This is a genomic window from Elizabethkingia argenteiflava, from assembly GCF_009904105.1.
Taxonomy (GTDB): Bacteria; Bacteroidota; Bacteroidia; order Flavobacteriales; family Weeksellaceae; genus Elizabethkingia; species Elizabethkingia argenteiflava.
This window is the reverse complement of the sequence record NZ_JAAABJ010000651.1, coordinates 1-23,999: the sequence shown is the minus strand read 5'-3', so window position 1 is coordinate 23,999 and position 23,999 is coordinate 1. Positions and strand designations below refer to the sequence as shown.

At 37.6% G+C, this 23,999-nt stretch carries 22 protein-coding genes and 1 pseudogene; 6 read left to right on the top strand and 17 right to left on the bottom strand.

Features of this window, described 5'->3' with window-relative positions:
- Positions 1-79 precede the first annotated feature (79 nt).
- The 8 genes from recN to GNY06_RS12780 all read right to left on the bottom strand — a co-directional run bounded on the left by recN (position 80) and on the right by GNY06_RS12780 (position 9,293).
- Entirely contained in the window at positions 80-1,732 is a 1,653-nt protein-coding gene (gene recN / locus GNY06_RS12815) for a DNA repair protein RecN (RefSeq protein WP_166520447.1), read from the bottom strand.
- Positions 1,733-1,778: 46 nt separating this feature from the next.
- Positions 1,779-2,990: a bifunctional phosphopantothenoylcysteine decarboxylase/phosphopantothenate--cysteine ligase CoaBC gene (gene coaBC / locus GNY06_RS12810; RefSeq protein ID WP_166520446.1), complete on the bottom strand. Its 1,212-nt coding sequence runs from the start codon at positions 2,988-2,990 to the stop codon at positions 1,779-1,781.
- An 88-nt stretch (positions 2,991-3,078) separates the two neighbouring features.
- Positions 3,079-3,405, bottom strand: coding sequence for a DNA-directed RNA polymerase subunit omega (locus GNY06_RS12805; RefSeq protein WP_166520445.1), 327 nt, complete (start codon positions 3,403-3,405; stop codon positions 3,079-3,081).
- 24 nt (positions 3,406-3,429) lie between these two features.
- Positions 3,430-4,440, bottom strand: coding sequence for an outer membrane protein assembly factor BamD (locus GNY06_RS12800; protein WP_166520444.1), 1,011 nt, complete (start codon positions 4,438-4,440; stop codon positions 3,430-3,432).
- A gap of 164 nt (positions 4,441-4,604) precedes the next feature.
- Entirely contained in the window at positions 4,605-6,182 is a 1,578-nt protein-coding gene (locus tag GNY06_RS12795) for a DHA2 family efflux MFS transporter permease subunit (RefSeq protein WP_166520443.1), read from the bottom strand.
- Positions 6,183-6,241: 59 nt separating this feature from the next.
- Positions 6,242-7,330, bottom strand: coding sequence for an HlyD family secretion protein (locus GNY06_RS12790; RefSeq protein ID WP_166520442.1), 1,089 nt, complete (start codon positions 7,328-7,330; stop codon positions 6,242-6,244).
- A 30-nt stretch (positions 7,331-7,360) separates the two neighbouring features.
- On the bottom strand, positions 7,361-8,650 hold the full coding sequence (locus GNY06_RS12785) for a TolC family protein (RefSeq protein ID WP_244614444.1): 1,290 nt from the start codon (positions 8,648-8,650) through the stop codon (positions 7,361-7,363).
- Position 8,651: 1 nt separating this feature from the next.
- Positions 8,652-9,293, bottom strand: a complete 642-nt coding sequence (locus tag GNY06_RS12780; protein ID WP_166520440.1) for a TetR/AcrR family transcriptional regulator — start codon at positions 9,291-9,293, stop codon at positions 8,652-8,654.
- 90 nt (positions 9,294-9,383) lie between these two features.
- On the opposite strand from GNY06_RS12780, the gene GNY06_RS12775 reads away from it, so the two are divergent.
- Genes GNY06_RS12775 through rnpA form a run of 3 tightly spaced genes read left to right on the top strand, consistent with a single transcriptional unit; the run spans position 9,384 to position 11,074 of the window.
- Entirely contained in the window at positions 9,384-10,010 is a 627-nt protein-coding gene (locus GNY06_RS12775; RefSeq protein ID WP_166520439.1) for a TatD family hydrolase, read from the top strand.
- Positions 10,004-10,726 (top strand): tRNA threonylcarbamoyladenosine dehydratase, encoded by a 723-nt coding sequence (locus tag GNY06_RS12770; protein WP_166520438.1) that lies wholly within the window; start codon positions 10,004-10,006, stop codon positions 10,724-10,726. Before GNY06_RS12775 ends, GNY06_RS12770 begins: the two co-directional genes overlap by 7 nt.
- Before the next feature lie 3 nt (positions 10,727-10,729).
- Positions 10,730-11,074, top strand: coding sequence for a ribonuclease P protein component (gene rnpA / locus GNY06_RS12765; protein WP_166520437.1), 345 nt, complete (start codon positions 10,730-10,732; stop codon positions 11,072-11,074).
- 96 nt (positions 11,075-11,170) lie between these two features.
- On the opposite strand, the gene GNY06_RS12760 is transcribed toward rnpA, so the two are convergent.
- The 4 genes from GNY06_RS12760 to miaB form a co-directional block, all read right to left on the bottom strand.
- Positions 11,171-12,898, bottom strand: coding sequence for a hypothetical protein (locus GNY06_RS12760; RefSeq protein ID WP_166520436.1), 1,728 nt, complete (start codon positions 12,896-12,898; stop codon positions 11,171-11,173).
- 2 nt (positions 12,899-12,900) lie between these two features.
- A complete protein-coding gene (gene lptE, locus GNY06_RS12755; protein ID WP_166520435.1) occupies positions 12,901-13,443 on the bottom strand; it encodes an LPS assembly lipoprotein LptE in 543 nt (180 codons plus the stop codon).
- Positions 13,444-13,627: 184 nt separating this feature from the next.
- Positions 13,628-14,914: a sigma-54 interaction domain-containing protein gene (locus tag GNY06_RS12750; RefSeq protein WP_166520434.1), complete on the bottom strand. Its 1,287-nt coding sequence runs from the start codon at positions 14,912-14,914 to the stop codon at positions 13,628-13,630.
- 24 nt (positions 14,915-14,938) lie between these two features.
- A complete protein-coding gene (gene miaB / locus GNY06_RS12745; RefSeq protein WP_166520433.1) occupies positions 14,939-16,381 on the bottom strand; it encodes a tRNA (N6-isopentenyl adenosine(37)-C2)-methylthiotransferase MiaB in 1,443 nt (480 codons plus the stop codon).
- A gap of 272 nt (positions 16,382-16,653) precedes the next feature.
- On the opposite strand from miaB, the gene GNY06_RS12740 reads away from it, so the two are divergent.
- Together GNY06_RS12740 and GNY06_RS12735 are read left to right on the top strand one after the other, a co-directional pair.
- The gene (locus GNY06_RS12740; protein WP_166520432.1) at positions 16,654-18,780 is read left to right on the top strand and encodes a S46 family peptidase; all 2,127 of its coding nucleotides are present in this window, start codon (positions 16,654-16,656) and stop codon (positions 18,778-18,780) included.
- A 134-nt stretch (positions 18,781-18,914) separates the two neighbouring features.
- Positions 18,915-19,982: a calcium:proton antiporter gene (locus GNY06_RS12735; RefSeq protein ID WP_166520431.1), complete on the top strand. Its 1,068-nt coding sequence runs from the start codon at positions 18,915-18,917 to the stop codon at positions 19,980-19,982.
- Between the two features lie 239 nt (positions 19,983-20,221).
- On the opposite strand, the gene GNY06_RS14440 is transcribed toward GNY06_RS12735, so the two are convergent.
- From GNY06_RS14440 to GNY06_RS12720, 5 genes are all read right to left on the bottom strand, one after another.
- On the bottom strand, positions 20,222-20,524 hold the full coding sequence (locus GNY06_RS14440) for a hypothetical protein (RefSeq protein ID WP_244614443.1): 303 nt from the start codon (positions 20,522-20,524) through the stop codon (positions 20,222-20,224).
- A 26-nt stretch (positions 20,525-20,550) separates the two neighbouring features.
- Positions 20,551-21,039, bottom strand: a complete 489-nt coding sequence (locus tag GNY06_RS14435; protein WP_244614442.1) for a hypothetical protein — start codon at positions 21,037-21,039, stop codon at positions 20,551-20,553.
- A 176-nt stretch (positions 21,040-21,215) separates the two neighbouring features.
- Positions 21,216-21,491: a hypothetical protein gene (locus GNY06_RS14430; protein ID WP_244614441.1), complete on the bottom strand. Its 276-nt coding sequence runs from the start codon at positions 21,489-21,491 to the stop codon at positions 21,216-21,218.
- The gene (locus GNY06_RS12725) at positions 21,424-22,140 is read right to left on the bottom strand and encodes a neutral zinc metallopeptidase (RefSeq protein WP_244614440.1); all 717 of its coding nucleotides are present in this window, start codon (positions 22,138-22,140) and stop codon (positions 21,424-21,426) included. The genes GNY06_RS14430 and GNY06_RS12725 overlap by 68 nt, the downstream gene beginning before the upstream one ends.
- Before the next feature lie 258 nt (positions 22,141-22,398).
- Positions 22,399-23,316, bottom strand: coding sequence for a neutral zinc metallopeptidase (locus tag GNY06_RS12720; protein WP_166520430.1), 918 nt, complete (start codon positions 23,314-23,316; stop codon positions 22,399-22,401).
- 408 nt (positions 23,317-23,724) lie between these two features.
- Between GNY06_RS12720 and GNY06_RS12715 the strand changes: the two are divergent.
- A pseudogene (locus tag GNY06_RS12715) lies at positions 23,725-23,999 on the top strand (IS256 family transposase); the annotation flags it as partial.

Sequence of the window (23,999 nt, the reverse complement as noted above, 5' to 3'; positions counted from 1 at the left end):
ACTAAACGATTATAGTATTCGTGATTATAAGGGGGTTGGGAAAGAGCAACAGACACACCAAAATGATAATTGACAAGCTTTATCTCATTAGCTCTTTTGCCTGCTGTATAGCAGCATCGGTAATTTTACTCCCGCTGAGCAGCTGTGCGATTTCCTGTAACTTTTTCTCCTGGTTAAGGGGGACAATGGTGGATTGGGTCTTTCCTTTGACCTCTGATTTCAAGACTTTATAATTGTTATCTCCTTTTGCGGCTACCTGAGCCAAATGGGTGATCACGATAAGCTGCATATCTTTTCCCATCTCATGCATTAATTTTCCCATCTCCTCTGCTACACGACCGGAAACACCGGTGTCTATTTCATCCAGTATCAGAGTAGGTAATTCTGCATTTTCAGCCATAATTTTTTTGACTGCCAACATCACCCGTGATCTTTCACCACCTGAAATGGCATTCTGAATAGGCTTTAGGGGAAAGCCTGAGTTGGCCTGAAATAAAAACTGAATTTTATCTTTGCCATATGCATTGAAGTCGATATCCGGTTGTAAATCAACCTGTATTTTAGCTTTTTCCAAACCTAAACGTTGCAAGATATGACAGCTTTTCTCCACAAAAGTTTTCCCTCCTACCTTTCTTTGCCGGGTTAAGACTGTGGCTAATTTCTCCAGTTTTTCAGCTTGTTTCTGAAGCCACTCCTGCTTGTCTTGGATGTGAAGCTCCAAATTGCCTGCTAAGTCCTGTTGCTGAGCCAATTCCTCACGAATATCAATAAGCTCTTCCACGCTTTGCACCTGGTGTTTTACCAATAAAGTATTCACCAGATTAAGTTTGGTATTGAGCTCCAATATGGCATCGGGATTGATCTGTACCTTTTCTAGCTCACCTTCACAGGAATCGCCAATATCTTTTAGTTCAAAATATACACTCTGTATACGCTCGGAAAGCTGGTCGAAACGTTCGGAATAATTGGATATGCGAGAAAGCTTAAGTTTGACTTCATTCAACATTGCCAATACACCAGCTTCATCTTGTTGTAAAAGTTGATAGGTTTGGGATAATTGTTCTATAATGGTTTCTGCATTCTCCTGAGCGCTTAACTCGCTTTTTAACTCTTCTAAATTAAGCTGTTCCAATTGAGCTTGCTCAAGCTCTTGTAAAAGATATCGATAATAATCGGACTCTTTATGCCCCTCTGCCAATCGCTTTTCCAGTCGTTTAAGCTGAGCTCTCTCTTGTATAAGATTTTGGAATTCAGATTGATATTCTAACAACAGATCTGACTTATTCTCTAAACCATCAATAATAGCAAATTGATAAGATTCAGAAAAAAGATGAGAAGTCTCAAACTGAGAATGAATATCGACGAGCTTTCGGGACAGCTCTTGCAAAATAGCTAAAGTAACAGGTACATCGTTAATAAAAGCCCGCGATTTCCCCGCGGGTGTAAGTTCTCGCCGGATAATGGTTTCAACTTCAAAGTCGAGGTCGTATTCTGCAAAAAAGTTTCTAAATTTATTTTCTTCCAGGGTAAAAGTTCCTTCAACAATACTTTTCTTTTGAGCATCCGCTATGGATTTCAAGTCTGCTCTTTCTCCCATCAGTAAACGCAAGGCACCGAGGATAATGGATTTACCCGCCCCGGTTTCCCCAGTAATCACCTGTAAGCCGTTATTAAGATCTACTTCCAACTGATCAATTAATGCAAAATTCTGAATGAATATTTTAGATAGCATTGTTGAGTTTTATATTTTTAGTTCTCCCTTCTGGATATTCCTGAGATTAACCGAGTTTTTGCTCTACCAGATCGAGAATATCTTGTGCTACTTCCTTCTTGGTTTTTAGATCAAAGACCCTGCTCTCTCCCTCCTTTGTAAAAATAGTGATTTTATTGGTGTTGCTCTTAAATCCTGCCCCGGAATCCTGTAAGGAATTTAAAACAATCATATCCAAATTCTTATTTGCGAGTTTAGCCTTTGCATATTCTTCCTCATTTTGAGTTTCTAGTGCGAAACCTACTAGGAACTGATGTTGTTTATGTTCCCCCATTTTTTTGAGAATATCCGGGTTTTTCACCAGCTCTATCACAAAGTCGTCATGATGCTTTTTGATTTTCTGATCAGAAAAATATTTAGGCGTATAGTCCGATACTGCAGCGCTCATAATAGCAATATCCACCCGATCATAATATCGGAATACTTCCTCCATCATTTCCAACGTAGAGGTCACCGCATGCAATGAAATATTGGGATGTAAAGCCTGCATACTGCTGGGTCCGGAGATTAGAATTACCTCTGCTCCTCTATGAGCAGCCTCCTCAGCCAAAGCAAATCCCATTTTACCAGAAGCGTGGTTTCCAATAAAACGAACCGGATCTATAGCCTCAAAAGTAGGTCCGGCAGTGATCAGAACCTTCTTTTTCCGTAAAGAAGATGAAGAGGACGGCTTATGAAAAAAATTCTCAAGATGCCTGAATAGGGTTTCAGGTTCGGCCATTCTCCCCAGTCCGCTAAGTCCGCTGGCAAGATCTCCCTCCTCAACGGGGATGATTACATTTCCGAAGCTTTGCAATGTATTCAAATTCTCTTTGGTAGTAGGGTGAACATACATATCTAAATCCATCGCTGGTGCCACCCATACAGGGCATTTTGCAGATAGGTATACGCCCATTAAAAGATTATCACACAGCCCTGTAGCCATCTTGGCTAACGTATGAGCAGTGCAAGGTGCTATAAGCATAATATCTGCCCAAAGGCCTAGCTCCACATGGGAATTCCATGTGCCTTCTTGATTGTAAAAATCTGCATATACGGGCTTTTTTGAAAGGGTAGAAAGACTAAGCGGGGTCACAAAATGGTGGGCATCGGGGGTCATGATCACCTGAACTTCAGCCCCATTCTTGATTAAATTTCTAATCAGGGAGAGTATTTTATAAGCAGCAATGCCTCCCGTCACCCCCAATAATACCTTTTTCCCTAATAAGCGATTCGCCATATTGAAAAATTTACAGTAATAATACAACAAAAAGATGTCTTATAAAAACATCTCCTTGTCGCTATCATAAAAGCGTTATAAGAAACGCTTAGTTTCTGTTGTCCTCTGTTCTACGGAAATAAATTTCATCATCCATCCATTCACGAATAGAGATGGAGGTAGGTTTAGGTAACCTTTCGTAATTTTTGGAGATTTCTATTTGTTCTCTATTTTCAAAAACTTCTTCCAATGTCGAATTATGAACAGCGAATTCATCTAGTTTCTGATGAAGTTCAGTTCTGATTTCAGCATTAATCTGCTCCGCTCTTTTTCCCATAATCACGATAGCTTCATAGATACTCCCTACTTTTTCTTCAATTTTATTTCTATCGTAAGTGATGGTGTTTACTGGTGCTTTAGAATCTTTAACGCTCATATCTGGTTTCTTTAATTTAAAATTTTAGTTGTAGTTTCTCGGTATTCTAAAAGAGGCTCCAGAAGACGATGTCTCCACGGATGCTGATCCTTCCTGTGCTTTTTTCTCTTTCTTCTTTTTCGATTTTACCACTTTATCAGCAACTTCTTCGGATTTTGTTGAGAATTCTCTAGAATCTCCATAAATCTTCTTCAGTTTGGCCTCTCGCTCTGCTTTCTTTTTATCGTACTCCGCCTTAAAGATTGAGAAACGTTCGCGTTCATGTTCTAAACCTTCTCTAATCTTAGTCGCTTCCTTACTGTTGGCAGAGTTCGGAAAATCGTGCTCCACCTGTCTGGTAAAAGCAATAGCATTCTCTATCCTATCAGCCTTTAAATCAAAAGTTGATTTATAAGCCAACTGCTCTTTGGATTTCATGATATAGTTGTAGATCTGGGGACGCAACTTCGTAGAAGGATAGTCCTCCAAAACGTTTTCAAATGCGATATCGGCAGCCTTATATTGAGCCATATTATAGTATTGCCGTGCATTTTCATAAGCTTTAAATTCGAGTTTATAGGACAATTCATCTACCAACTTAGCAATATTTTTTGATCGTTCAGAATTCGGGTAAGTATTGAGGAAGTCCTGAAGCTCATTAACGGCTGATGCCGTACTCTCCTGATCAAGATTATAATCTCTAGAGTCTTGATAATAACAAAGAGCAGCCATATAAGCAGCTTCTTCCCTGCGTGGATCTCGCGGGTTGTGATTGGTAAAGCTCTTAAACTGGTGACCTGCTAATTTATAACTGCGATCGTAATAATTCGCAAAAGCTTGTTTGTAGCTCATATCGGCCAACTCATTGGTACCGGCTAATAAATTAGGTAATCTGTCGTAAAGCTCTAATGCCTGTTTCCATTTCTTTTTTTCATAAAAATTGTTGGCGGCTTTTAGTATAACATCTTTATTAGCGCTTTTGAGTGCCGTATCGAACTCTTTGTTACACGACACCACCACTAAGCTAAGGATAATATAAGTTAGTATCTTTTTCATAAAAATTTCCAGGCTTTGGACCAAGAGGTTATTCCTCTTTTAGTTTACCTATTTAATGTGCAAAAATAAGGTTTTTTTTACAATAGCGCTCTTTTTATGATAGTTTAACAGTGTAAGCATATTTTCTAAAAAAACGCTTACACTGTTAACAAAAATATTTCATCTCAATGCATAGCATCTGCAGGGTTTATGGCAGCTTTTCCCTGTTTTATAGATAAGACAAATGGGATACACACGACAAATAAAACACCCAGATAGAGAAAAGCATCTGCATAAGTAAGCACCATGACCTGCTTGATTAACTGTCCCTCTAACATTTTGTAGGCCCGAGCTAAAGCTTCCTGCGCAGTAGCACCTTTAGCTATCATCATCTGCTGGTAGACCTGCAGTCTTTGGGCCACAACATCCCGGGTGATATCCATATGCGACATGAGATTTATCCTATGTTTCTGGGAATCTCTATAAATAAAAGTGGTAATAAGCGCGATCCCAAAAGATCCTCCTAGCTGGCGCATCATACCTGTAAAAGCAGCACCTTCTGCAATCTCACTTCCTCTTAAAGTCGACAGAGATAGGGTTGTAATGGGTACAAAGAGCAAGCCCAATCCCACTCCTCTAATAATTAAAGGCCAGAAGAAATTGGCACTGGAAGTATAGGGCGTCATCATATAATAAACGCTTAGGCTATAAATGAAAAAGATAGCAAACCCCATACTGACAAGATATTTTTGAGGGACTCCTCTTTGCAGGAGTTTTCCAATAATAGGCATCATCAGTCCTGTCATAACAGAGGAAGGCACCAACAGCATTCCAGCATCGGTAGCTGTCCATCCTAAAATTGATTGTGTGTAGATCGGAATAATAAAAGTGGATCCATATAGACCAAAGCCCAGCACGAAAGTCAACACTGTTCCTACCGCCAAGTTTGTATTTTTTAATATCCTAATGTTCACAATGGGGTATTTTGCAATTAATTCTCTCCAAAAAAAGAAAATAGCCGATAGTACCGTAATTATACTCAAAAAGAGAATAACTTGATTATGAAACCAATCATCCTGCTGCCCATGCTCCAATACATACTGTAGAGAGCCTACACATGTTGACAGTAAAATTATGCCCCACCAGTCGACCTCACTTACTTTTCGCTTTTCGCTATAGCGTGGACTTTTCACGAAGTTTATTGCTAATAAAGTCGCCACTATTCCTACCGGAAGGTTAATATAAAAAATATAGGGCCAAGAAAAGTTATCCACAATATAACCTCCGAGAGGCGGTCCTAAAGTAGGCCCTACAATAACCCCCATACCGTAAATAGCCTGAGCCATGCCTCTTTTTTCCAAAGGAAAAATCTCGGTAATAATGGTTTGTGAAGTAACCAATAACGCGCCCCCTCCTAAGCCTTGTATAAACCTGAAAACAATTAATTCTTCCATACTGGTGGCATTTCCACAAAGAAATGAGGTGACAGTAAAGACCATAATAGAAGCTACAAAATAATTTCTTCTTCCAAACTGTTGGGAGAGCCAGGCAGTCATAGGAACCATTATCACATTGGCAATGGCATAGGCCGTAACCACCCAGGCAACATCTTCTAATGTTACACCTAAGCTTCCCTTCATTGAGTCTAAGGCTACGTTTACGATGGTGGTATCCACTATTTCGAGAAGAGCACATAAAATAGCCATCACCACAATAATTACCCTCCTGGCACCATATTCTACAAGAGAATCGGAATTTTTCATCAATAAATAAAGTATTTATCTAACAGAAATGTATTTTCTGTTATTTAGCGTTTATAAGTTTAGTTCGTAATGACATCTACTTCCAAATTCATCCCTGGGCGAAGAGATTTCAACATGGGATCCTTGGGGTTTATAAACTCAATGGACACCGGTAATCTCTGGACGACTTTAACAAAGTTTCCAGAAGCATTATCGGGAGGCAAAAGTGAAAATTGAGCCCCCGTAGCGGGTGAAAAGGAATGTATTTTGGCCTCAAATTTATGTTGAGGGTAAGCATCGGCTGTTATCTTTACAGGCTGCCCCTTTTTGATTTTTTGGAGTTGTGTTTCCTTAAAGTTGGCCACCACCCAAATATGCTCATCCACAATGTTAAAAAGCTGTTGTCCCGGATTGAGCAATTGACCTTGCTGAAGGTTTACTCTAGAAGCATAACCTGAAACAGGAGCGGTAATAACAGTATAAGAAAGATTGATTTTAGCCAATGCTAAAGCCGCCTCACTCTTTTTTAAATCTGCTTCTGCTACTGCTACCTGAGAACTAACCGCATGACTTTGAGAAAGAGTGGCTTGTTTTTGATTTTGAGTCGCTAATTTCTGACTTTCTAATCCCTTCACACTTGCTTGTGCCTCTAACATTGAGGTACGGGCCTGTTCAAACTGTTGTTTAGTAATACTATGATCCTGATAAAGATTACTATAACGATTGTAATCCTGCACAGCTTGCCATAATTTGGCCTTTGCTGCATCAATATTGGCATTCATTACCGCTACCTGGCTATTGGTAATGGGTAAGGTGGATGTCGAAGCCTTGGTTTGGGCCAATGCTGCCGAAATATTGCTTTTCGCTTGATATACCCCCGCTATCGCTTCCTCAACTTTTGTTTTAATATCCGTATTATCGAGGATCAACAAAGTATCGCCCTTCTTCACATATTGGTTATCCTGCACTCTCACCTCTTTTACAAAGGCTTGAACTCTAGGGGTTATAGCCGTTATATTGGTCTCTATCTGAGCATCATCTGTAGTTTGATGGCTTTGTGCGTGCTGATATTTATAAAAACCAAAAATCCCTCCACCGATGATAAGAATGGCTAGAATAGCAATAAATTTTGAATTAATTTTCTTTTTACTTGAAATTTGTCCAGACATGTTGTATTTTATTAATTTCTCCTGTTAATGTTAGTATTTTATCTCCCCAGCTTTTCTCAATAAATTGAAATAAGCCCATTTCTCATCTGCTTTTCCATATACCAAATTAATATGCGCCTGAAGTTGTTCTACATCTGCTGTAAGTAGATCGGTAGTAGTGGCCAATCCATTATCAAACTTATTTTTGACCACTTTGTAGTTCTCATTAGCCTGATCAACAGACTCTTTATAAACTTTAATTTTTTCATTCTGCAACAGGTAATCTTGATAAGCATTATGGATATCTGTTTTTATATTCTCATCCAGTTCTTTTCTATACTCTTGCGTCTCTATATATTGCAGACGAGCGGTTTCTGTTGCTGCTTTATTTTTATATAAACTTGCGAGGTCATAAGAAAGGGATAGCCCCATGGTGGTCATATGATTTACCTGCAAAAGATCTGATATCCACGCATTCATATAGCCTGCAGTAAAAGCCACAGTAGGATAGTATGCTGATTGTGCAATATCAATATTCGCTTTGCCTATTTTATCCTGTTCAGCAAGCATATGATATTCCTGCCTTTGCTGTAAGGCTTTTTCCTGTAAACTTTCTTCGTTTACTAAAGAAGAAGCTTCATCAATCCTCATATCCGGATCTATGTTTATCTCTTCTTCTCCCAGAAGAATGCTAAGATTGTAATTAAGCACATTGACATTCTTCTTAGCGTCGGCTAAAGAAAGTTTAACGTTACTCTCCTGAAGCTTTACCCTCATCAGATCATTTCGTGCCACCACACCATTCCGTTCCAGCTTTTCAAAATCAACACTTCTTTGATGTGCCCGAGATAGATTTTCGTTAATCACATTAATGGCTTGTTTGGCCTTATACAGATCTATGAAAACTTGTGTTACCGCTAAGGCTACATCTTGTTTATCATTTTCTAACTGATATTGCTGAAGCAGCTTCTGATATTCGGCTATTTCTATTCCGCTTTTAATCTTAAAGCCTGAGAAGATAGGAACCTCCATATTAATCTGCTGTACAGCAATATATTGCGGAACAGCAGAAGCTGAATTTCCCATCTTAAAAAGAGGTAAATCCGATTTTAATTCCATCGAATTAAAAGGCTTCATAATACTTCCACTCAACTTTAGATTGGGCAATCTGTTGCCTTTCGCCTCCCGGACTTTGGAATTTAGGGTATTAAGCTTCGCTTCTGTAATTTTTAGTTTAGAATTATGCTTTATACTCAGCGAAACAGCTTCTGATAAAGACATCTTACGCTGGGTTTGCGCATATCCGAAAAATCCCCCTGCCAGCAATGCTAATGAAAGCATCTTAATCCTCATTTTTGTCATAACCTAATAAAGAAAATACCGTATTATATAAATGGTTTTTTAGTTTTTCTTCTAATTTTTGGTAATAAGTTTCTTCATCGTGCTCAGGTAAATAAAATTGATAAAATTCTCTATTCCTGATACTAAAGATAATCGTCCCTAAGATGGTAGATAATATATTTTCCGGCTCCACTACTTTTCTAAACTCTCCAACTACAATACCTTTTTGTATCACCTCTTCAAACTTATTTACACAAAACGCATAAAAATCATGTAGAAATCCCTTGTTGGCTGTCTGGGTGTAACACTCATTCGTTACAAACCCATGGAAATAATTAAATTTAATAATCTGCCCAATAATAAAATTCAGTATTTCTTTCATCTGCATTGCAGGGTTTGCAGAGATAATCGTTTGGGCAAAATTGCTAAAGTTTTCTTTAGCTTTCTGAACACGGTATTGGTAAAGGTGGAACATCATTTTATCCTTAGAACCAAAGTAATATGAAATCATGGCCACATTAATGTTGGCCTGTGCACATATTTCTCTTACCGAGGTGCCTTTAAAACCTTTCTCTGCTATAAGACTTTCCGCAACTTCCAGAATGTGCAGTTGCTTCTCATTAAGATTTTTTACTTCTCTCATATTACGGGTGCAAATATACGTTACTCCCGTATAGTTAAACAAACATTTAATTAATTTTTTTCAAGTATTTTTAACCTTTAATTTTTCAACATGATATTCGACTTTCACCATCATCATAAAAGCTTTATTTACAGAGGAATATACAACAGAGGAGTAGGTGAGTTTTTTTCGTCTTCACCCTACTCCATAGGATTACATCCCCATGATATAAAGCAAAACTGGAAAAAACAGATGAAACAAGTGTATGAAATATCAAAACAAAATACCTGTATTGCCTTGGGAGAATGTGGATTGGATGCTCTAGCTCCTACCTCCAATGGAGAACAAATAAAAGTATTTGAAGCACATATTACACAAGCGGAAGCGTTAAAAAAACCCATTATTATACATTGCGTTCGGCGCCATCATGAGGTAATGAATATTTGCAAAGATCTCTGCATTCCCAAAATCATTCATGGATTTAATAAAAAAGATCGCATAGCGGAATTGCTACTATCGCATGGTTTTTATTTGTCTTTTGGCGCTTCTCTTATGAATAGTATATCTTTGCAAACAATTTTCAAAAACCTCCCCGAAGAATCTTTTGTACTGGAAACGGATACTGCCCATCTCGATATTCAGATTCTTTATGAAAAAGCCGCACAGTTAAGGGGAGTTTCCGTGGGAGATTTGGAATATATGATAGATAATAATTTAAAAAATATTTTCGGATGGTAGAGATGTGGTTAGAACGCACCGAATTACTGATAAAAAAAGCAGGACTTAAGAAGTTACAAAATTCCAACGTACTTATCGTAGGTATGGGAGGGGTCGGATCTTTTGCAGCAGAGTTTATAGCCCGTGCAGGAGTAGGTAACCTCAGTATTGTGGACGGCGATAGTGTGGATATCACCAATATCAACCGACAACTCCCAGCACTGCACTCTTCAATAGACCAAAACAAGGTAGAGCTTATGGGTACCAGAATACAGGATATTAATCCTCAGCTCAATTTAAGACAAATCAGAGAGTTTGTGACTCCTGAAAAAATGGAAAACATTATCCAAACGGGAAATTATGACTATATTGTAGACTGCATAGACAGTGTAAGCCCAAAGCTTGCCCTAATTAAGGCCGCAAAGAAAAATAAAGTAAAAATTATCAGCTGTATGGGAGCCGGCGGGAAACTGGATCCCAGTAAGGTAATAATACGAGATATCAGCAAAACACGGAATTGCTATTTAGCAAAACAAATTCGAAAGAGACTTAAAAAAGAAGGTATACAAAAAGGTATTCGCTGTGTTTTCTCAACAGAACTTCAGAGAGAGGGTAGCCTCAAAATGACAGACGGAAGTAATTTCAAAAAATCTTTTTACGGGACCATAAGCTATATGCCAGCTATATTTGGTCTTTATGCCGCCTCAGAAGTAATTAGATATTTAATTAAAGACTAAAAAATGTTCAAATTTCCTTCTACAGAAAAGCTAAAAGCTAAGAAAGATATTGACCGCCTCTTCAAAGAGGGACAATGGATGAGCGTAGGCAGCCTGCGTATTATATGGCTTTCTCATGAAAGTCATACTAAGATAGGGGTTAGCACCTCCAAAAGATATTTTAAAAAAGCAGTCCACCGAAACCGTGTAAAACGATTACTGCGGGAAGTATATCGCTTAAATAAACCTCTTTTACACCAGCGTTTCGGAGAAAACATCCATCTGATGTTATTCTGGACATCACCTCAACTACCTAAAAATACGGGTGAGATAAAAGAACTTTACGAAAAGCTCTGTAACAAGTTGTAAATTGAAAATAGAAAAAACTCCTCATTCAATAGATTACAAACCTGCCTCAAATGTGCTGCAATAAAAATCACCCACACTGAGCCTCATTAAATCCCTTCAATCTTCAGATTGAGTTTTACCAAATCTAAGATCCTTGACGTATTGAATTTTTTCCTGATAGAAATGATGCTTGTCCGGGTACTTATGCTGTAAAATCTCAAAAGCATTAATCGCTTTATTATAGAGACGCTGCTCTAGGTATAAATTAGCCAGAGTTTCTGTCATTAAATGCGATATATCATCACCTTTCTCACTCACTACATAATCAGAATCTTCTTTTAAGGCATTAATTCTGGGGTTGGTTTCGATAAATTTATCAATAATGTGATTTTTCCTTTCAACCACAGGATTTGCAGGCTTCTCCTTATGTAACCAATTTTGCCATGTATTAATAAATAGAGAAACATTACTTGTCTCCACATCTTCTTTTTGAGAATCTTTCTCTTTTACCTCTTCACTTTTTTGTTCCATCGTATTTTCTTCAACAACCTCATTTTTTTCCACTACCTTGTTCACATCTTTTCCGAAAAAGGAATATTGAATAACAGGCCTTTCTTCTTCTTTTGTCTGCATATCAGAAATAGTTTCTGAGCTGTCCTCATTCTGCACAGGAGCACTATCAAGCTCTGGCGGATTTTGAGAAACTTCTTCTGCAGAAGTCTTTTCTTCTTTTTTTATAAGAGCTGCAGCCTGACCAATCAAAGCATCGGGAAGGCGGTTCTCAAAACTCATAGGTTTCCATTCTAGAACTTCATCATTTGGGATTATATCCGCCTCTTTTTGGGTATCCTTAACCCCTTCCTCCGCAAAATATTCGGTTTTTGGACCCTCTACAGGTTTATTGGGAAAAGATATTCCATCGGAAAAGCCTCTCAACGGCTGCTCCCTATATTTTTCAATTTTGTCGCCCTCTAAAGTCTGATTTGAAGAAGTCGTAGCTGACTTCTTATTTATAAGAGAAGAGGAGCGTGATTTTGGAAAACTCGAGTCCGAAATTTGTTCTGTGAGGGGAGCTTCAGGAGTGTTAATCTTAGCATCCGGAATAAAGTGATCTCCCTCCAAAAAGTTAGTTGGCGTCAAGTATTCTTCTTGCTGGCTATTCTTTTCTTCATCATTGCTTTCTACTGTAGGAATACCACCCTCCACAATAGACTGAGCTGAATTTTCATCGATGACCTGATCCTTTACAACTTCCGATGCATTCACGGCATCTGGAACGCCCTCCCCAGGAGTCACAGAAAGCCCCTCATCTAATCTTTGCCCTATTTTTCCTATAAACGCTTCGGAAGAAGAACCTCCTTCAACACCAGACCTGTCCTCTGTAGCATCTGCATTCTCAGGCGCTTCTTTTTGCTCAATATTTGCAACCTGATGTTCCTGTACAACGTCTGCTGCATTCGACACATCTGGAACGCCCTCCCCAGGAGCCACAAAAATCTCCTCATCTACTCTTTGCCTTATAAAGGCTTCAGAAGAAGAATCTTCTTCAAAACGAGTGTCCTCAGTATAACCTTTAGTCTCAAGTGCCTCTTTTTGCTCAACATTATCGGCAAGCGCTGGAGGGTTTAACATATTATATAAAATCTTTTTATCAGTCGTATAGGCTGCAGTCAATGCCAGTTCTTTCTGATATTCCCGTGGCTTAAACCTGTGTAAGGCCATCAGGTACAACGCTCTAATAGGCTGAATATATGGGTAATTAGAGATTTCTTTTCTCAATACTTTAATATCCGAGTATTTTAAATTTTCAGGCTGCTCTATTATATGTAAAATACGATCGTTCATCTTTACCAATTGGCTACAATATCATTAAAAATTCTATTGATAATTCTATCTGTTGCAATCTTCACCTGAGAAGTTTCGATTTGCTGTATTGTTAAATCATTTTTGAAAACAGCTTCGTCTGAATAAGTTCTATCAAATCCCTCCTGAGGGTATTTTGCATTTTCATAATGCACTTTTACCGTAATGGTTAATTTATTCTCAGCGGCTTGTAGAATATTACCCGTCTGATTAGACATGGTAGGAGAGGAAATCGTTGTGGGCGATATCTGATAATCGGAAATTTCTCCCTCGATCAGAATATCTGGTGTTTGTGTGGTTCCTTTCAAATTCGTCCGCTGCAAAAACCTATTCTGAAGGTCTACCGTAAACTGTTGACTGAGATTAGGATTGTTATAGGGTGCATTATTCGGAAATGTTTTGATGCTAAGGGTTTTTACATCTGGTTTTAAAGAAGACCCTGTAAAGGAGTAGCACGAGATGAAAAGCTGAGACAGCAACATCAGACCCCCGAAATATAATATTTTGTAACTATTTTTAAAAGACATGGTCCTAAATTTTATTTTTGAATCTTCAAATCTAACTATAATATTTACAGCTTACATCATATATCTTCTTAATATCACAAGAATAGTTCTCTCCTTTTTTAGATTGAGAAAACCTCAACGAATAAAAAGCTCCCTCCTGTTGCTATTCTCTTGTATACACGTGTAAGCTATAATATTTTTTTGCTTAATCTTCGAGTTTATATTGTTTTATTTTCCGATAAAGGGTTCTTTGTGAAATACCCAGTTCCTCAGCAGCTTTATTTCTTCTTCCTTTATGTTTTTCCAATGCTTTAATAATCAAATCTCTCTCGTTATTCTGTAAAGATAGAGACTTGGCTTTGGTTTCTTCTACTTCTATTTCTTCTACATCCTCATAGCTATTATGAGGCGTATTATTGGATAAAATAGTAGATTCGTTGGCTGTATCCGTCTTATTGTCAAAATATAAAAGAGAATTTTGATTGGAAGTACTGGATTGAGATGCGGGAGGATAAATTCTATTAATTAATATTTTTTCCTGATGGCTCAAACCCGAAGTTTCCTTATTCTTAATCAACTCGGAGGTTAAATTTTTCAAATCGTTAATATCATTTCGCATATCGAAAAGAATTTTATACATAATTTCCCTTTCGTTCTTAAAATCCGTTTGCCCTTTATGAGAAGAATTGATTAACATCGGAGCAGTAGAGACCGTCGAGATATATTGACCTAGAATTTCAGAGGTGATTTCTCTTCGCTGCTCCACTACCGTAATTTGTTCCACGAGATTTCTCAATTGCCGTACATTGCCTGGAAACGGATATTTCTCTATATAATGCACCGCATCCTGAGTTAAGTAAACTTCAGGCATTCTATACTTTTCAGCAAAGTCAATGGCAAACTTCCTAAATAATAAATGAATATCCCCTTTTCTTTCCCTCAGAGGAGGCATATCAATCTGTACCGTGTTGAGGCGATAATACAAATCTTCCCTAAAACGCCCATCCTGAATAGCTTTCAACATATTAACATTGGTGGCAGCGACAATTCTCACATTGGTTTTCTGGACAACTGATGATCCCACCTTCATAAACTCACCACTCTCCAACACCCGAAGTAAGCGTACCTGTGTTTGTAATGGCAGCTCGCCTACCTCATCGAGAAAAATACTCCCCCCATCGGCTACTTCAAAATAACCTTTCCTAGTAGAGGTCGCTCCTGTAAACGCACCTTTTTCGTGCCCGAAGAGCTCAGAGTCTATAGTTCCTTCTGGAATAGCACCGCAGTTTACTACGATATAAGGCATATGCTTACGGTGGGAAAGGCTATGTATAATTTTAGGGATAAATTCTTTTCCCACACCACTTTCTCCCATTACCAATACCGAGATGTCTGTAGGAGCCACTTGTATGGATTTTTCAAGCGCTCTGTTGAGTGCAGAATAGTTTCCAATAATCCCAAAACGGGCTTTTATATTTTGAAGTTCACTCATATTTAAAATTGAGTTTTTAACTTTTTATTGATGTTCTATCGTTTTTCCTAAAAGTGTACCCTGAGTGTTATCGTACACATATACAGAAACTTTATCTCCTACTTTTTGTCCCTTCAGTTTATCAAAAACACAAACCGCATTTTGAGAATTACGCCCTTTCCACTGGTGTTCATTTTTTTTAGAGGTTCCTTCTATCAATATTTCGTGGGTTTTCCCTACATAAGATTTCATTCTTTTGGTGGAGAGCACTCCTTGCAAGGCTATCACTTCGGCTAAACGCCGTTGTTTTATATCGGCAGGTACATCGTCTTGCATTTTTTTATGGGCTAAAGTCCCGGGCCTTTCTGAATATGCAAACATATATCCATAATCGTACTCCACTTCGCGCATCAGTGAAAGCGTTGCCTGATGATCCTCTTCACTTTCTCCACAAAATCCAACAATCATATCTTGCGAAAAAGCGATCTCTGGAACAATGCGTCTGGCTTCTTTTATCAACTGAAGATACGCTTCTCGGCTGTGCTGGCGGTTCATGGCTTTTAACATGTTATCACTTCCACTTTGTACGGGAAGATGCACATATTTACAAATATTATCATACCTGGCCATCACATGAAAAACCTCTAAACTCATATCCTGCGGATTGGAAGTTGAAAAGCGAATCCTCATTCCGGGAACAGCCTTGGCTACCATCTCCAAAAGATGTGAAAAATGAATTGCAGTGGCTTTTTGCATCTCCGAAGCTTTGCCAAAATCTTTTTTAGCTCCTCCTCCATACCAGAGATAGCTGTCTACATTCTGTCCAAGTAGGGTGATTTCTTTATAGCCCTTTTCATAAAGACTCAAACATTCATTGATAATGGAATGGGGATCACGGCTTCGCTCACGACCTCTTGTAAAGGGAACTACACAAAAAGTACACATATTATCACAGCCTCGTGTAATGGTTACAAAGGCTGTCACTCCATTGCCTCCCAAACGAACAGGGTTGATATCCGCATAGGTTTCTTCTTTGGAAAGAATAACATTAATAGCCTCTCTCCCCCCCTCTATTTCTTTTAAGAGATTGGGTAAATCTCTATAAGCATCTGGCCCTACTACGAGATCTACCAATTGCTCTTCTTCCAAAAACTTGGTTTTCAAACGTTCGGCCATACAACCCAAAACACCAATGGTTAGTTTAGGATTAAACTCTTTTTGTTTTTTAAATTGTGAGAGACGCATCCGAACTGTTTGCTCTGCTTTTTCGCGAATAGAACAGGTGTTAAGTAAAATAAGGTCAGCTTCTTCGGCTTTCAAAGTGGTATTATATCCCTGATCGCTCAGGATAGAAGCTACGATTTCAGAATCGGAAAAATTCATCTGGCAGCCATAACTCTCTAAAAATAATTTTTTATTATTTTCAGACCTCTCCGCAACAACCAAGGCTTCTCCTTGTTTGGTTTCATCTATATATTTTTCCTGCACCGTTTTTAAGTTTTAAAATTTTCAAACTTGGGATCAAAACTAAAGTGCAAAGTTACACTATTTCTGCCAATTTGTCATATTTCATTCCATTATTTTTTGAATACTATCACACGAAAAGTCACAATACTCTTCTATATCCTAAGCTCAGTATAAAAAAGACTCTCTCGATGCTGGTTACCCTTAAAATCACTTCTTCTCGATTTGCTAATAAAATTTTATTTTTTCTTCCCAATCATTATCATTATTTTAGTCCATATAAATTTATATATAAAATGAAAAGACTTCTACTTGTACTCTCTTTTATAGCGAGTCTTATACAGATTAAAGCAGACGAAGGAATGTGGCTCATGATGCTCATTGAAAGATTGAACGGAGTAGACATGCAAAAAGAAGGACTCCATCTAACCCCCGAAGAAATTTATTCGGTTAATCACTCCAGTATAAAGGATGCAGTGGTACATTTTGGTGGATTTTGTACAGGCGAGATCGTTTCTCCGCAAGGGCTTATCTTTACCAATCACCATTGTGGATATCGTGCCATAGCAGAGGCCTCTACTCCTGAAAAAGATTATCTTAAGAATGGATTCTGGGCAAAGAAAAAATCGGAAGAGTTTAATGCTAAAGGCTTATATGTTCGATTCTTTGTAAGAATGGGTGATGTGACAGACCGAATTCTTTCTAAGCTAAACAAAGACCTGTCCGAAGAGCAGAGAAAAATAATTATAGAGGAACAAATTAAAGCCATTCAGAAAGAGAATTCGGAAAACGGAAAATATACGGTGGTCGTTAAAGATTTTTTTGAAGGTAATGAATTCTACTACTTTGTATATCAAGACTTCAAAGATATAAGACTGGTAGGCGCCCCTCCTTATGCTATTGGTAAATTTGGAGGTAATACCGATAACTGGGAGTGGCCAAGACATACGGGAGATTTTAGTGTATTTCGTGTTTACAGCGATAAAGAGGGCTTTCCAGCTTCTTTTTCGACAGAGAATATCCCTTTAAAGCCTAAACATTTTCTTCCCATCTCTGTAAAGGGAACAAAAGAGGGCGATTTTAGTATGGTTTTAGGCTATCCCGGTACCACCAATCGATACCTAACATCTTTCGGTATTCAACAAATGGTGGAAAAAGATTATCCGGCATGGGTAGAAGCCTCCAAAACCGCAATGGAGGTAATGAAAAAATACATGGATAAGGATCATGCCACCCAATTGAATTATGCCACTAATTATGCTCAAGTGGCTAATTATTGGAAAAATAGAGCAGGCACCATTGAGGCGGTTCATAAAAATAATACGATTAGAGATAAAAAAGAACTGGAAAAACAATTCCAGAAGTGGGCAGAAAAAACAGAAAACCACTCAGTATATGGCGATTTATTAAATAAAATACAAGCTTATTATACAGAAAGTTCCGACAGAAATATTGAAAAGAATTACAGCAGATTATTGCAAAAAAATGCGCGCTACATCAAAAACGCATTCCAAATAGGAGACATCTTAGAGGTGTACCTGGCACAAAATGACCACTCTAAAGCCCTGATGAAACCTGAGCTACAACATGCTATTAAGCAGCTTTATGCTGGATTTAATCCTCAGCTCGAAAGCGAAATGCTCGTCCGAATGATTACTCTATACCAGTCTAAGGTAGCCAAAGATGTAGCTTCAATAAAGGCCGATAACCTACAACAACTTCCAGAGCTTATCCAGTCTTCTATTTTTGCAAATGAGACCTCTGTCCTCAATTTCCTCGAAAAACCCGATCCCAAGAGTTTATCTCAAGATAAACTTTACCTATTGGCCTTGGCTTATATTAAAAACAATCAAGAGTTAGCAGAAAAATATGCTAAAGGCGAGGAAATCTTCAAAAAGCATAGTCGTTTGTTTTTAGATGGACTGAGAAAAGCCCTGCCCCATAAAAAATTCTATCCGGATGCCAACTCAACCATTAGATTAACCTATGGACAAGTGACAAGCTTACCCAAAAGATCAGACAGAGACTATAGTGGTATACAAAATAATTACTATACCACCATGGAAGGTATGATCAAAAAATATAAAAAAGGGGATGCCGAATTTGATTTACCAGCATCTATCATGAAACTCTATAAAGATAAGGATTATGGGATATATAAAGATAAAAACGGAAAGCTACACCTCAACTTTTTATCCAATAACGATATTACGGGTGGTAACTCGGGCTCACCGGTTATTGATGGCCATGGCAGATTGATAGGTATTGCCTTTGATGGAAATAGTGAAGCTTTAAGCGGTGACATTGTTTTCGAGCCTCAGTTGCAAAGAAGCATTAATGTGGACATCCGTTATGTGCTATGGGTAATTGATAAATTTGCAGGAGCGCAAAATATTATTCAGGAGCTTTCTATAGTAAAATAGAAAATTAAAATCATTATCATCGGACTCCGTAATCAAGACAAGTAAACCAAAAAAATTAATCATAATATTTTTTTTAAGAAAACACCTGAATTTTTATAGATTTTTTGTATATTGTGCATGTTAACAAATTGAACATGTCTATTAAGATTTTTCAGCCTGTTTGGACTTTTCTCTTGCCCCTCCTCGCATGGGGGGTTTACTTACTAGAAGTTGATAATATACTATGGATTATTTTTTCTGCTTTTTTGCTGGTGGGTTGTGTGCTGGCCGCTGTACTTCATGCCGAAACCATCGCCCATAGGCTTGGAGAGCCTTTTGGAACTATTATTTTAGCCATAGCCATTACCATTATAGAAGTAGCCCTTATTATTTCTTTAATGGTAGCTGGCGGACCCGAAGCCGAAACATTACCTAGAGATACCGTATTTGCTGCTATTATGCTCATTCTAAATGGAATAATAGGACTTTGCCTCCTGCTTGGGGGTGCCAAATTCCACGAGCAATATTTTGGTAAAAAATCGGCTAATACCGCTTTAATTACGCTGATCTCGATATTGGTCCTCACTTTAGTATTACCCAATTACACCACCAGTGTACGAGGGCCATATTACAACAGCTCACAGCTTATATTTGTAGCCATTATATCGTTGATTTTATACGGATCCTTTATCATGGTTCAAACTGTAAGGCATAAAGATTATTTTGTAGCAGACGAAGAGGAAACCCAAGCCCATGAAGATGTGACGACCTCAAAACTGATTATGGCGCTTACTTTTTTAGTCCTGTGTCTGGGGATTGTAGTTTTATTAGCCAAAACACTTTCTCCAAGTATTGAAAATATGGTTAAAGAAGTGGGAGCTCCTAAGTCTTTAGTAGGTGTAATTATTGCGGCTGTAGTCCTTTTACCGGAAAGTATAGCCGCTATTAAAGCTGCGCAGAAAAATCAGCTGCAAACGAGTCTTAATCTCGCCCTAGGCTCTGCGCTTGCCAGTATAGGATTAACCATTCCTTCTGTAGTTATTGTTTGTTTAATCTACAATATTGATCTGGTTTTGGGTATTGATATAAAATTCATGGTTTTATTAGCATTATCTTTTTTTATTGTAATGCTTTCTCTCAACCAGGGAAAAACCAACGTACATTATGGAATCGTATTATTGGTAAGTTTAGCCGCCTATATCTTCACGGTTATTGTCCCCTAAGATTTGTATACCCCTGTACATCTTAAAGAATCGGTTCTGCTATAGCAGATTAGAGCTGACACCTGCAAGTAAGAAGCTATAAAACAAAATATACAGCATTTAATTGTGATACTGTATATTTTGTTTTAATCTAAGCTCTCTTTTTAGTCTAAGTTTTTAAATTCTTCAATAGACATTTTACCTTCGGCAATTTTCTGCAATTCAGCCATATGTACTTGCATCTTTCTTTCGATTTCAGATTATATTCTAATATTAGAGGATCTAGGCTGAACAGAGGCATCTTTACCCCTTAAAACATCTGAATAATAGTGAAAGAATTGAGAATCAAACTCTTTTGCTGTAAAAGAAAATTCCCCCAATAAAAAACCTAAACGCACAGCTGCTCTTCTTTGCCAAGGCGTTCCATGGTGATTTGGAAAGATCACAAAAAAATCTCCAATACTGGCTGCAAATTCATAAGCAGCGGCTATTTCGGAAAATTGTTTTTTATTAAATCCTTGGGGCTTTCTCAGATAATAGCCTGCAAAACCATCTGCCTCCAACTCTTCTGAACGGTAGGTAAATTCCCTTACCGACGGAGATCGTATTTAAATTGCAATTGATGCCCATATTCATGGGCCAGGATCATTGCATTGACTATATTATCTGGGCTTTTTGATTTAGCGGCTTCATAAATCGCATAGCCATAGTAAATTTTACCATCCGAATAAGAGGCTGCATTATAGGTAGAAGACGGCTTAGCTGTATCTTCTATAAAACCTAAGATCGGAACTTCTAGGTCCCAAAGCTCAGCATTTTTCTTTAATTCTTGTTTCATAAATTCGGTGTCTTGCGAAGTAGACAATTCAGATTTTAAAACAGCCAAAGGAGACCAACTCTGATCTACATAACCTTCATTATAATGACAGAGGCTCCTGTAATTTGCACGCAAGGAAGGACTGGTTGACTCCAACGTCGACATCGTAGGGAAAAAGCTTTCTTGATCTCTTTTACACGAAACCATTAACATACTGACCGTCAAAACTAACATTAGCCCAATATTAGTATTTTTTTTCATAGTTTAAATTATTATCACCAGTAAACACTTATTTACAGTGTAAATATATCATAAAATCAATACAAAAACGCATATAAGATTAAAAATAATCACATATTATTAAACTTTAGTTTTTATACAGATAATAAAGAGACGATCTATAATAGATCGTCTTTGCTTTTAATTAAATATTGATATTAATTTAAGTTTTTAAATTCACTATCCGACATTTCGCCACTGGAAATCTTCTTCAACTCCCCCATATGCGCCTGGATTTTTCGATCGATTTCAGGATTTACCCTAAATCTACCTGCTTTCGGCTGAACAGAAGGGTCTTTACCCTCTAAAACGCTTGAATAATAGTGAAAGAACTGGGAATCAAACTCTTTTGCTGTAAGAGAAAACTCACCTAATAAAAAACCTAAGCGAACAGCCGTTTTCCTTTGAGGGGGGGGTCCCGTGATGATCTTCATCTTCTATGTCATAATCACCTATCTTAGCCGCAAAATGATAAGCTGCCGCTATATCGGAAAACTCTCTTTTATTAAATCCTTGAGGTTTTCTAAGATAATAACCTGCAAAACCATCTGCTTCCAGCTCTGCTGCACGGTTGGTAACTTCAAAAACTGATGGAAGATAGTATTCATATTGCAATTGATGCCCATATTCATGAGCCAAAATCATAGCATTAACAATATTATCGGGACTTTTGCTTTTGGCTTTATCATACATGTAGTAGCCATAGTAAATTTTTCCACTCGAATAAGAAATAGCATTATACGTGGAAGAAGGATCAGACAGATCCTCTACAAAACCTAAGATTGGAACTTCCATGCCCCAAAGCGCTGCATTTTTCTTTAATTCATTTTTCATAAATTCTGTATCCTCAGGAGTTGCCAATTCAGACTTTAGGATGGCAGAATCTTCCCAACTCTGATCTACATAGCCTTGATGCGTCCCCCTATAATTGCACAACACCTCCAAATTCGAAATTAACAATGGGTCCCCTGAAACCTGTTCTGATGGCCTTGAAGAAAAATATTGCTCGCTTCTGTGGCACGAAAGTGTGAATGTAGTTACTATAGATCCTAACAGCAACCACGTAATCGTTGTTTTTTTCATCGTGTGTAATTTATCGTTATTTTATTCTAATCTATAAATTTATTTTTATTTTAAGATCATTATAGAAAAAAATATTTTTTTTTGATCCAAACAACGGCATACCCCTTCCATGTACATTAACTTTTTGAGACTTGCATCAAAGGAATCAGTCCTAATTCTATAGAGGCTATAACTCTAATAAATCATAGAATATAAATTAAGAAAGGCTGTTTATATTTTATAAACAGCCTTTCTTTGTTATTATAAATATTTTTATACTTAATCTAAGTTTCTAAATTCACTATCCGCCATTTCGCCGCTGGCGATCTTCTTCAATTCACCCATATGCGCCTGGATTTTTTGATCGATTTCAGGATTTACCCTAAATCTACTGGATCTGGGTTGAACAGAAGGGTCATCACCCTCTAAAACGCTTGAATAATAATAATAGAATTGGGAATCAAATTCATTTACGCTAAGAGAAAATTCACCCAATAAAAAGCCTAAACGTACGGCCGTTTTTCTTTGAGGAGGTGTTCCGTGGTGATTTCTATCCTTCTCAGCATAATCGCCTATCTCAGCAGCGAAATTATACGCAGCTGCTATTTCAGAAAATTCTTTTTTATTAAATCCTTCAGGCTTTCTAAGATAATAACCTGCAAAACCATCTGCCTCCAACTCTGATGAACGATAGGTGGATTCCTTTACAGAGGGAAGATTGTATTTAAACTGCAATTGATGTCCATATTCATGGGCGAGTATCATTGCATTGACTATATTATCTGGGCTTTTTGATTTAGCATCTTCATAAATGGCATAGCCATAGTAAATTTTTCCTGTCGTATAAGAAGTTGCATTATAAGTAGAAGAAGGTTTCTCGGGATCGTATACAAATCCTAACTTTGGAGGGTTAAGCTTCCAAAGTGCTGCATTCTTCTTTAATTCATTTTTCATAAATTCCGTATCCTCAGGAGTTTCCAATTCAGACTTTAGGATGGCGGAATAACTCCAGCTCCAATCTACATAAGGCTTAGAGATATAACTGCACAACACTTCCGAATTTGAAAGAACAAGAGAATTCTCAGAATTAGAAGCAGTAGCTAGCAAAGACTTATTGTCTTCATCTCTACTACAAGAAATAGTTAGTGTTGTTGCTATAGAGCCTAATAGCATCAACGAAATCATAGTTTTTTTCATAATTTAAATTTGTTATAATTTGGTTTATGAAACATAATATATAATTATTTATAATATATTAATTAAAATTACATATAATACCTGTTTTACAAATGTAAACAAAACAGAAACACAGTACTACCTCTTCAACCTTAAACTATATTCACTTGATAACATTCCATAATCTCAGTGTTGAGATATGAAAAAGCAAAGATAAAAATGATCTACACTGAGATTATGAGGACATTGCTAGTTAGTAGAGGTAATTGTTTATTTAGTTTTAAAAAGAGTAATTTCAGGGAGATTTCTATCCTATACCCTGCGACTTTGTTTTGCGCCTAAACCTTAATAAATAATACCTGATTCCGGAATGATATGAGGGTGTATCGTGAACTGTGTCATACACATTATCTTTAAATATAATATCTTATGGCACAAGAAGAATTTGACTTTGAGTTTTTTAAGAATGAGGCTATTGCCGGCCTTTATTCTGGAAAAAAAATGACTGGCACCGATGGGGTTCTGGCTCCCATGGTGAAGCACTTTCTGGAATCTATGATGTCCGGTGAGCTTGAACACCACCTTGCTCAGGATAAACTTAACGAGCAAATTAACCGTAAGAACGGTAAAACGAAGAAGACCGTGCGTAGTCTAAGTGCTGGCTCATTTGAGTTAGAAACTGGTCGTGACCGCCTAGGTACTTT

Coding starts and splice junctions, on each gene's coding strand:
- coaBC (WP_166520446.1), bottom strand. CDS start 2,990: ATGGCGAATCGCTTATTAGGGAAAAAGGTATTATTGGGGGTGACGGGA.
- GNY06_RS12790 (WP_166520442.1), bottom strand. CDS start 7,330: ATGTCTGGACAAATTTCAAGTAAAAAGAAAATTAATTCAAAATTTATT.
- GNY06_RS12785 (WP_244614444.1), bottom strand. CDS start 8,650: ATGCTTTCATTAGCATTGCTGGCAGGGGGATTTTTCGGATATGCGCAA.
- GNY06_RS12780 (WP_166520440.1), bottom strand. CDS start 9,293: ATGAGAGAAGTAAAAAATCTTAATGAGAAGCAACTGCACATTCTGGAA.
- GNY06_RS12795 (WP_166520443.1), bottom strand. CDS start 6,182: ATGAAAAATTCCGATTCTCTTGTAGAATATGGTGCCAGGAGGGTAATT.
- GNY06_RS12735 (WP_166520431.1), top strand. CDS start 18,915: ATGTCTATTAAGATTTTTCAGCCTGTTTGGACTTTTCTCTTGCCCCTC.
- GNY06_RS14430 (WP_244614441.1), bottom strand. CDS start 21,491: ATGAAGATCATCACGGGACCCCCCCCTCAAAGGAAAACGGCTGTTCGC.
- GNY06_RS12725 (WP_244614440.1), bottom strand. CDS start 22,140: ATGAAAAAAACAACGATTACGTGGTTGCTGTTAGGATCTATAGTAACT.
- recN (WP_166520447.1), bottom strand. CDS start 1,732: ATGCTATCTAAAATATTCATTCAGAATTTTGCATTAATTGATCAGTTG.
- GNY06_RS12760 (WP_166520436.1), bottom strand. CDS start 12,898: ATGAACGATCGTATTTTACATATAATAGAGCAGCCTGAAAATTTAAAA.
- lptE (WP_166520435.1), bottom strand. CDS start 13,443: ATGTCTTTTAAAAATAGTTACAAAATATTATATTTCGGGGGTCTGATG.
- GNY06_RS14435 (WP_244614442.1), bottom strand. CDS start 21,039: ATGAAAAAAAATACTAATATTGGGCTAATGTTAGTTTTGACGGTCAGT.
- rnpA (WP_166520437.1), top strand. CDS start 10,730: ATGTTCAAATTTCCTTCTACAGAAAAGCTAAAAGCTAAGAAAGATATT.
- GNY06_RS12740 (WP_166520432.1), top strand. CDS start 16,654: ATGAAAAGACTTCTACTTGTACTCTCTTTTATAGCGAGTCTTATACAG.
- GNY06_RS12750 (WP_166520434.1), bottom strand. CDS start 14,914: ATGAGTGAACTTCAAAATATAAAAGCCCGTTTTGGGATTATTGGAAAC.
- GNY06_RS12770 (WP_166520438.1), top strand. CDS start 10,004: ATGGTAGAGATGTGGTTAGAACGCACCGAATTACTGATAAAAAAAGCA.
- GNY06_RS12805 (WP_166520445.1), bottom strand. CDS start 3,405: ATGAGCGTTAAAGATTCTAAAGCACCAGTAAACACCATCACTTACGAT.
- GNY06_RS12720 (WP_166520430.1), bottom strand. CDS start 23,316: ATGAAAAAAACTATGATTTCGTTGATGCTATTAGGCTCTATAGCAACA.
- GNY06_RS12800 (WP_166520444.1), bottom strand. CDS start 4,440: ATGAAAAAGATACTAACTTATATTATCCTTAGCTTAGTGGTGGTGTCG.
- GNY06_RS12775 (WP_166520439.1), top strand. CDS start 9,384: ATGATATTCGACTTTCACCATCATCATAAAAGCTTTATTTACAGAGGA.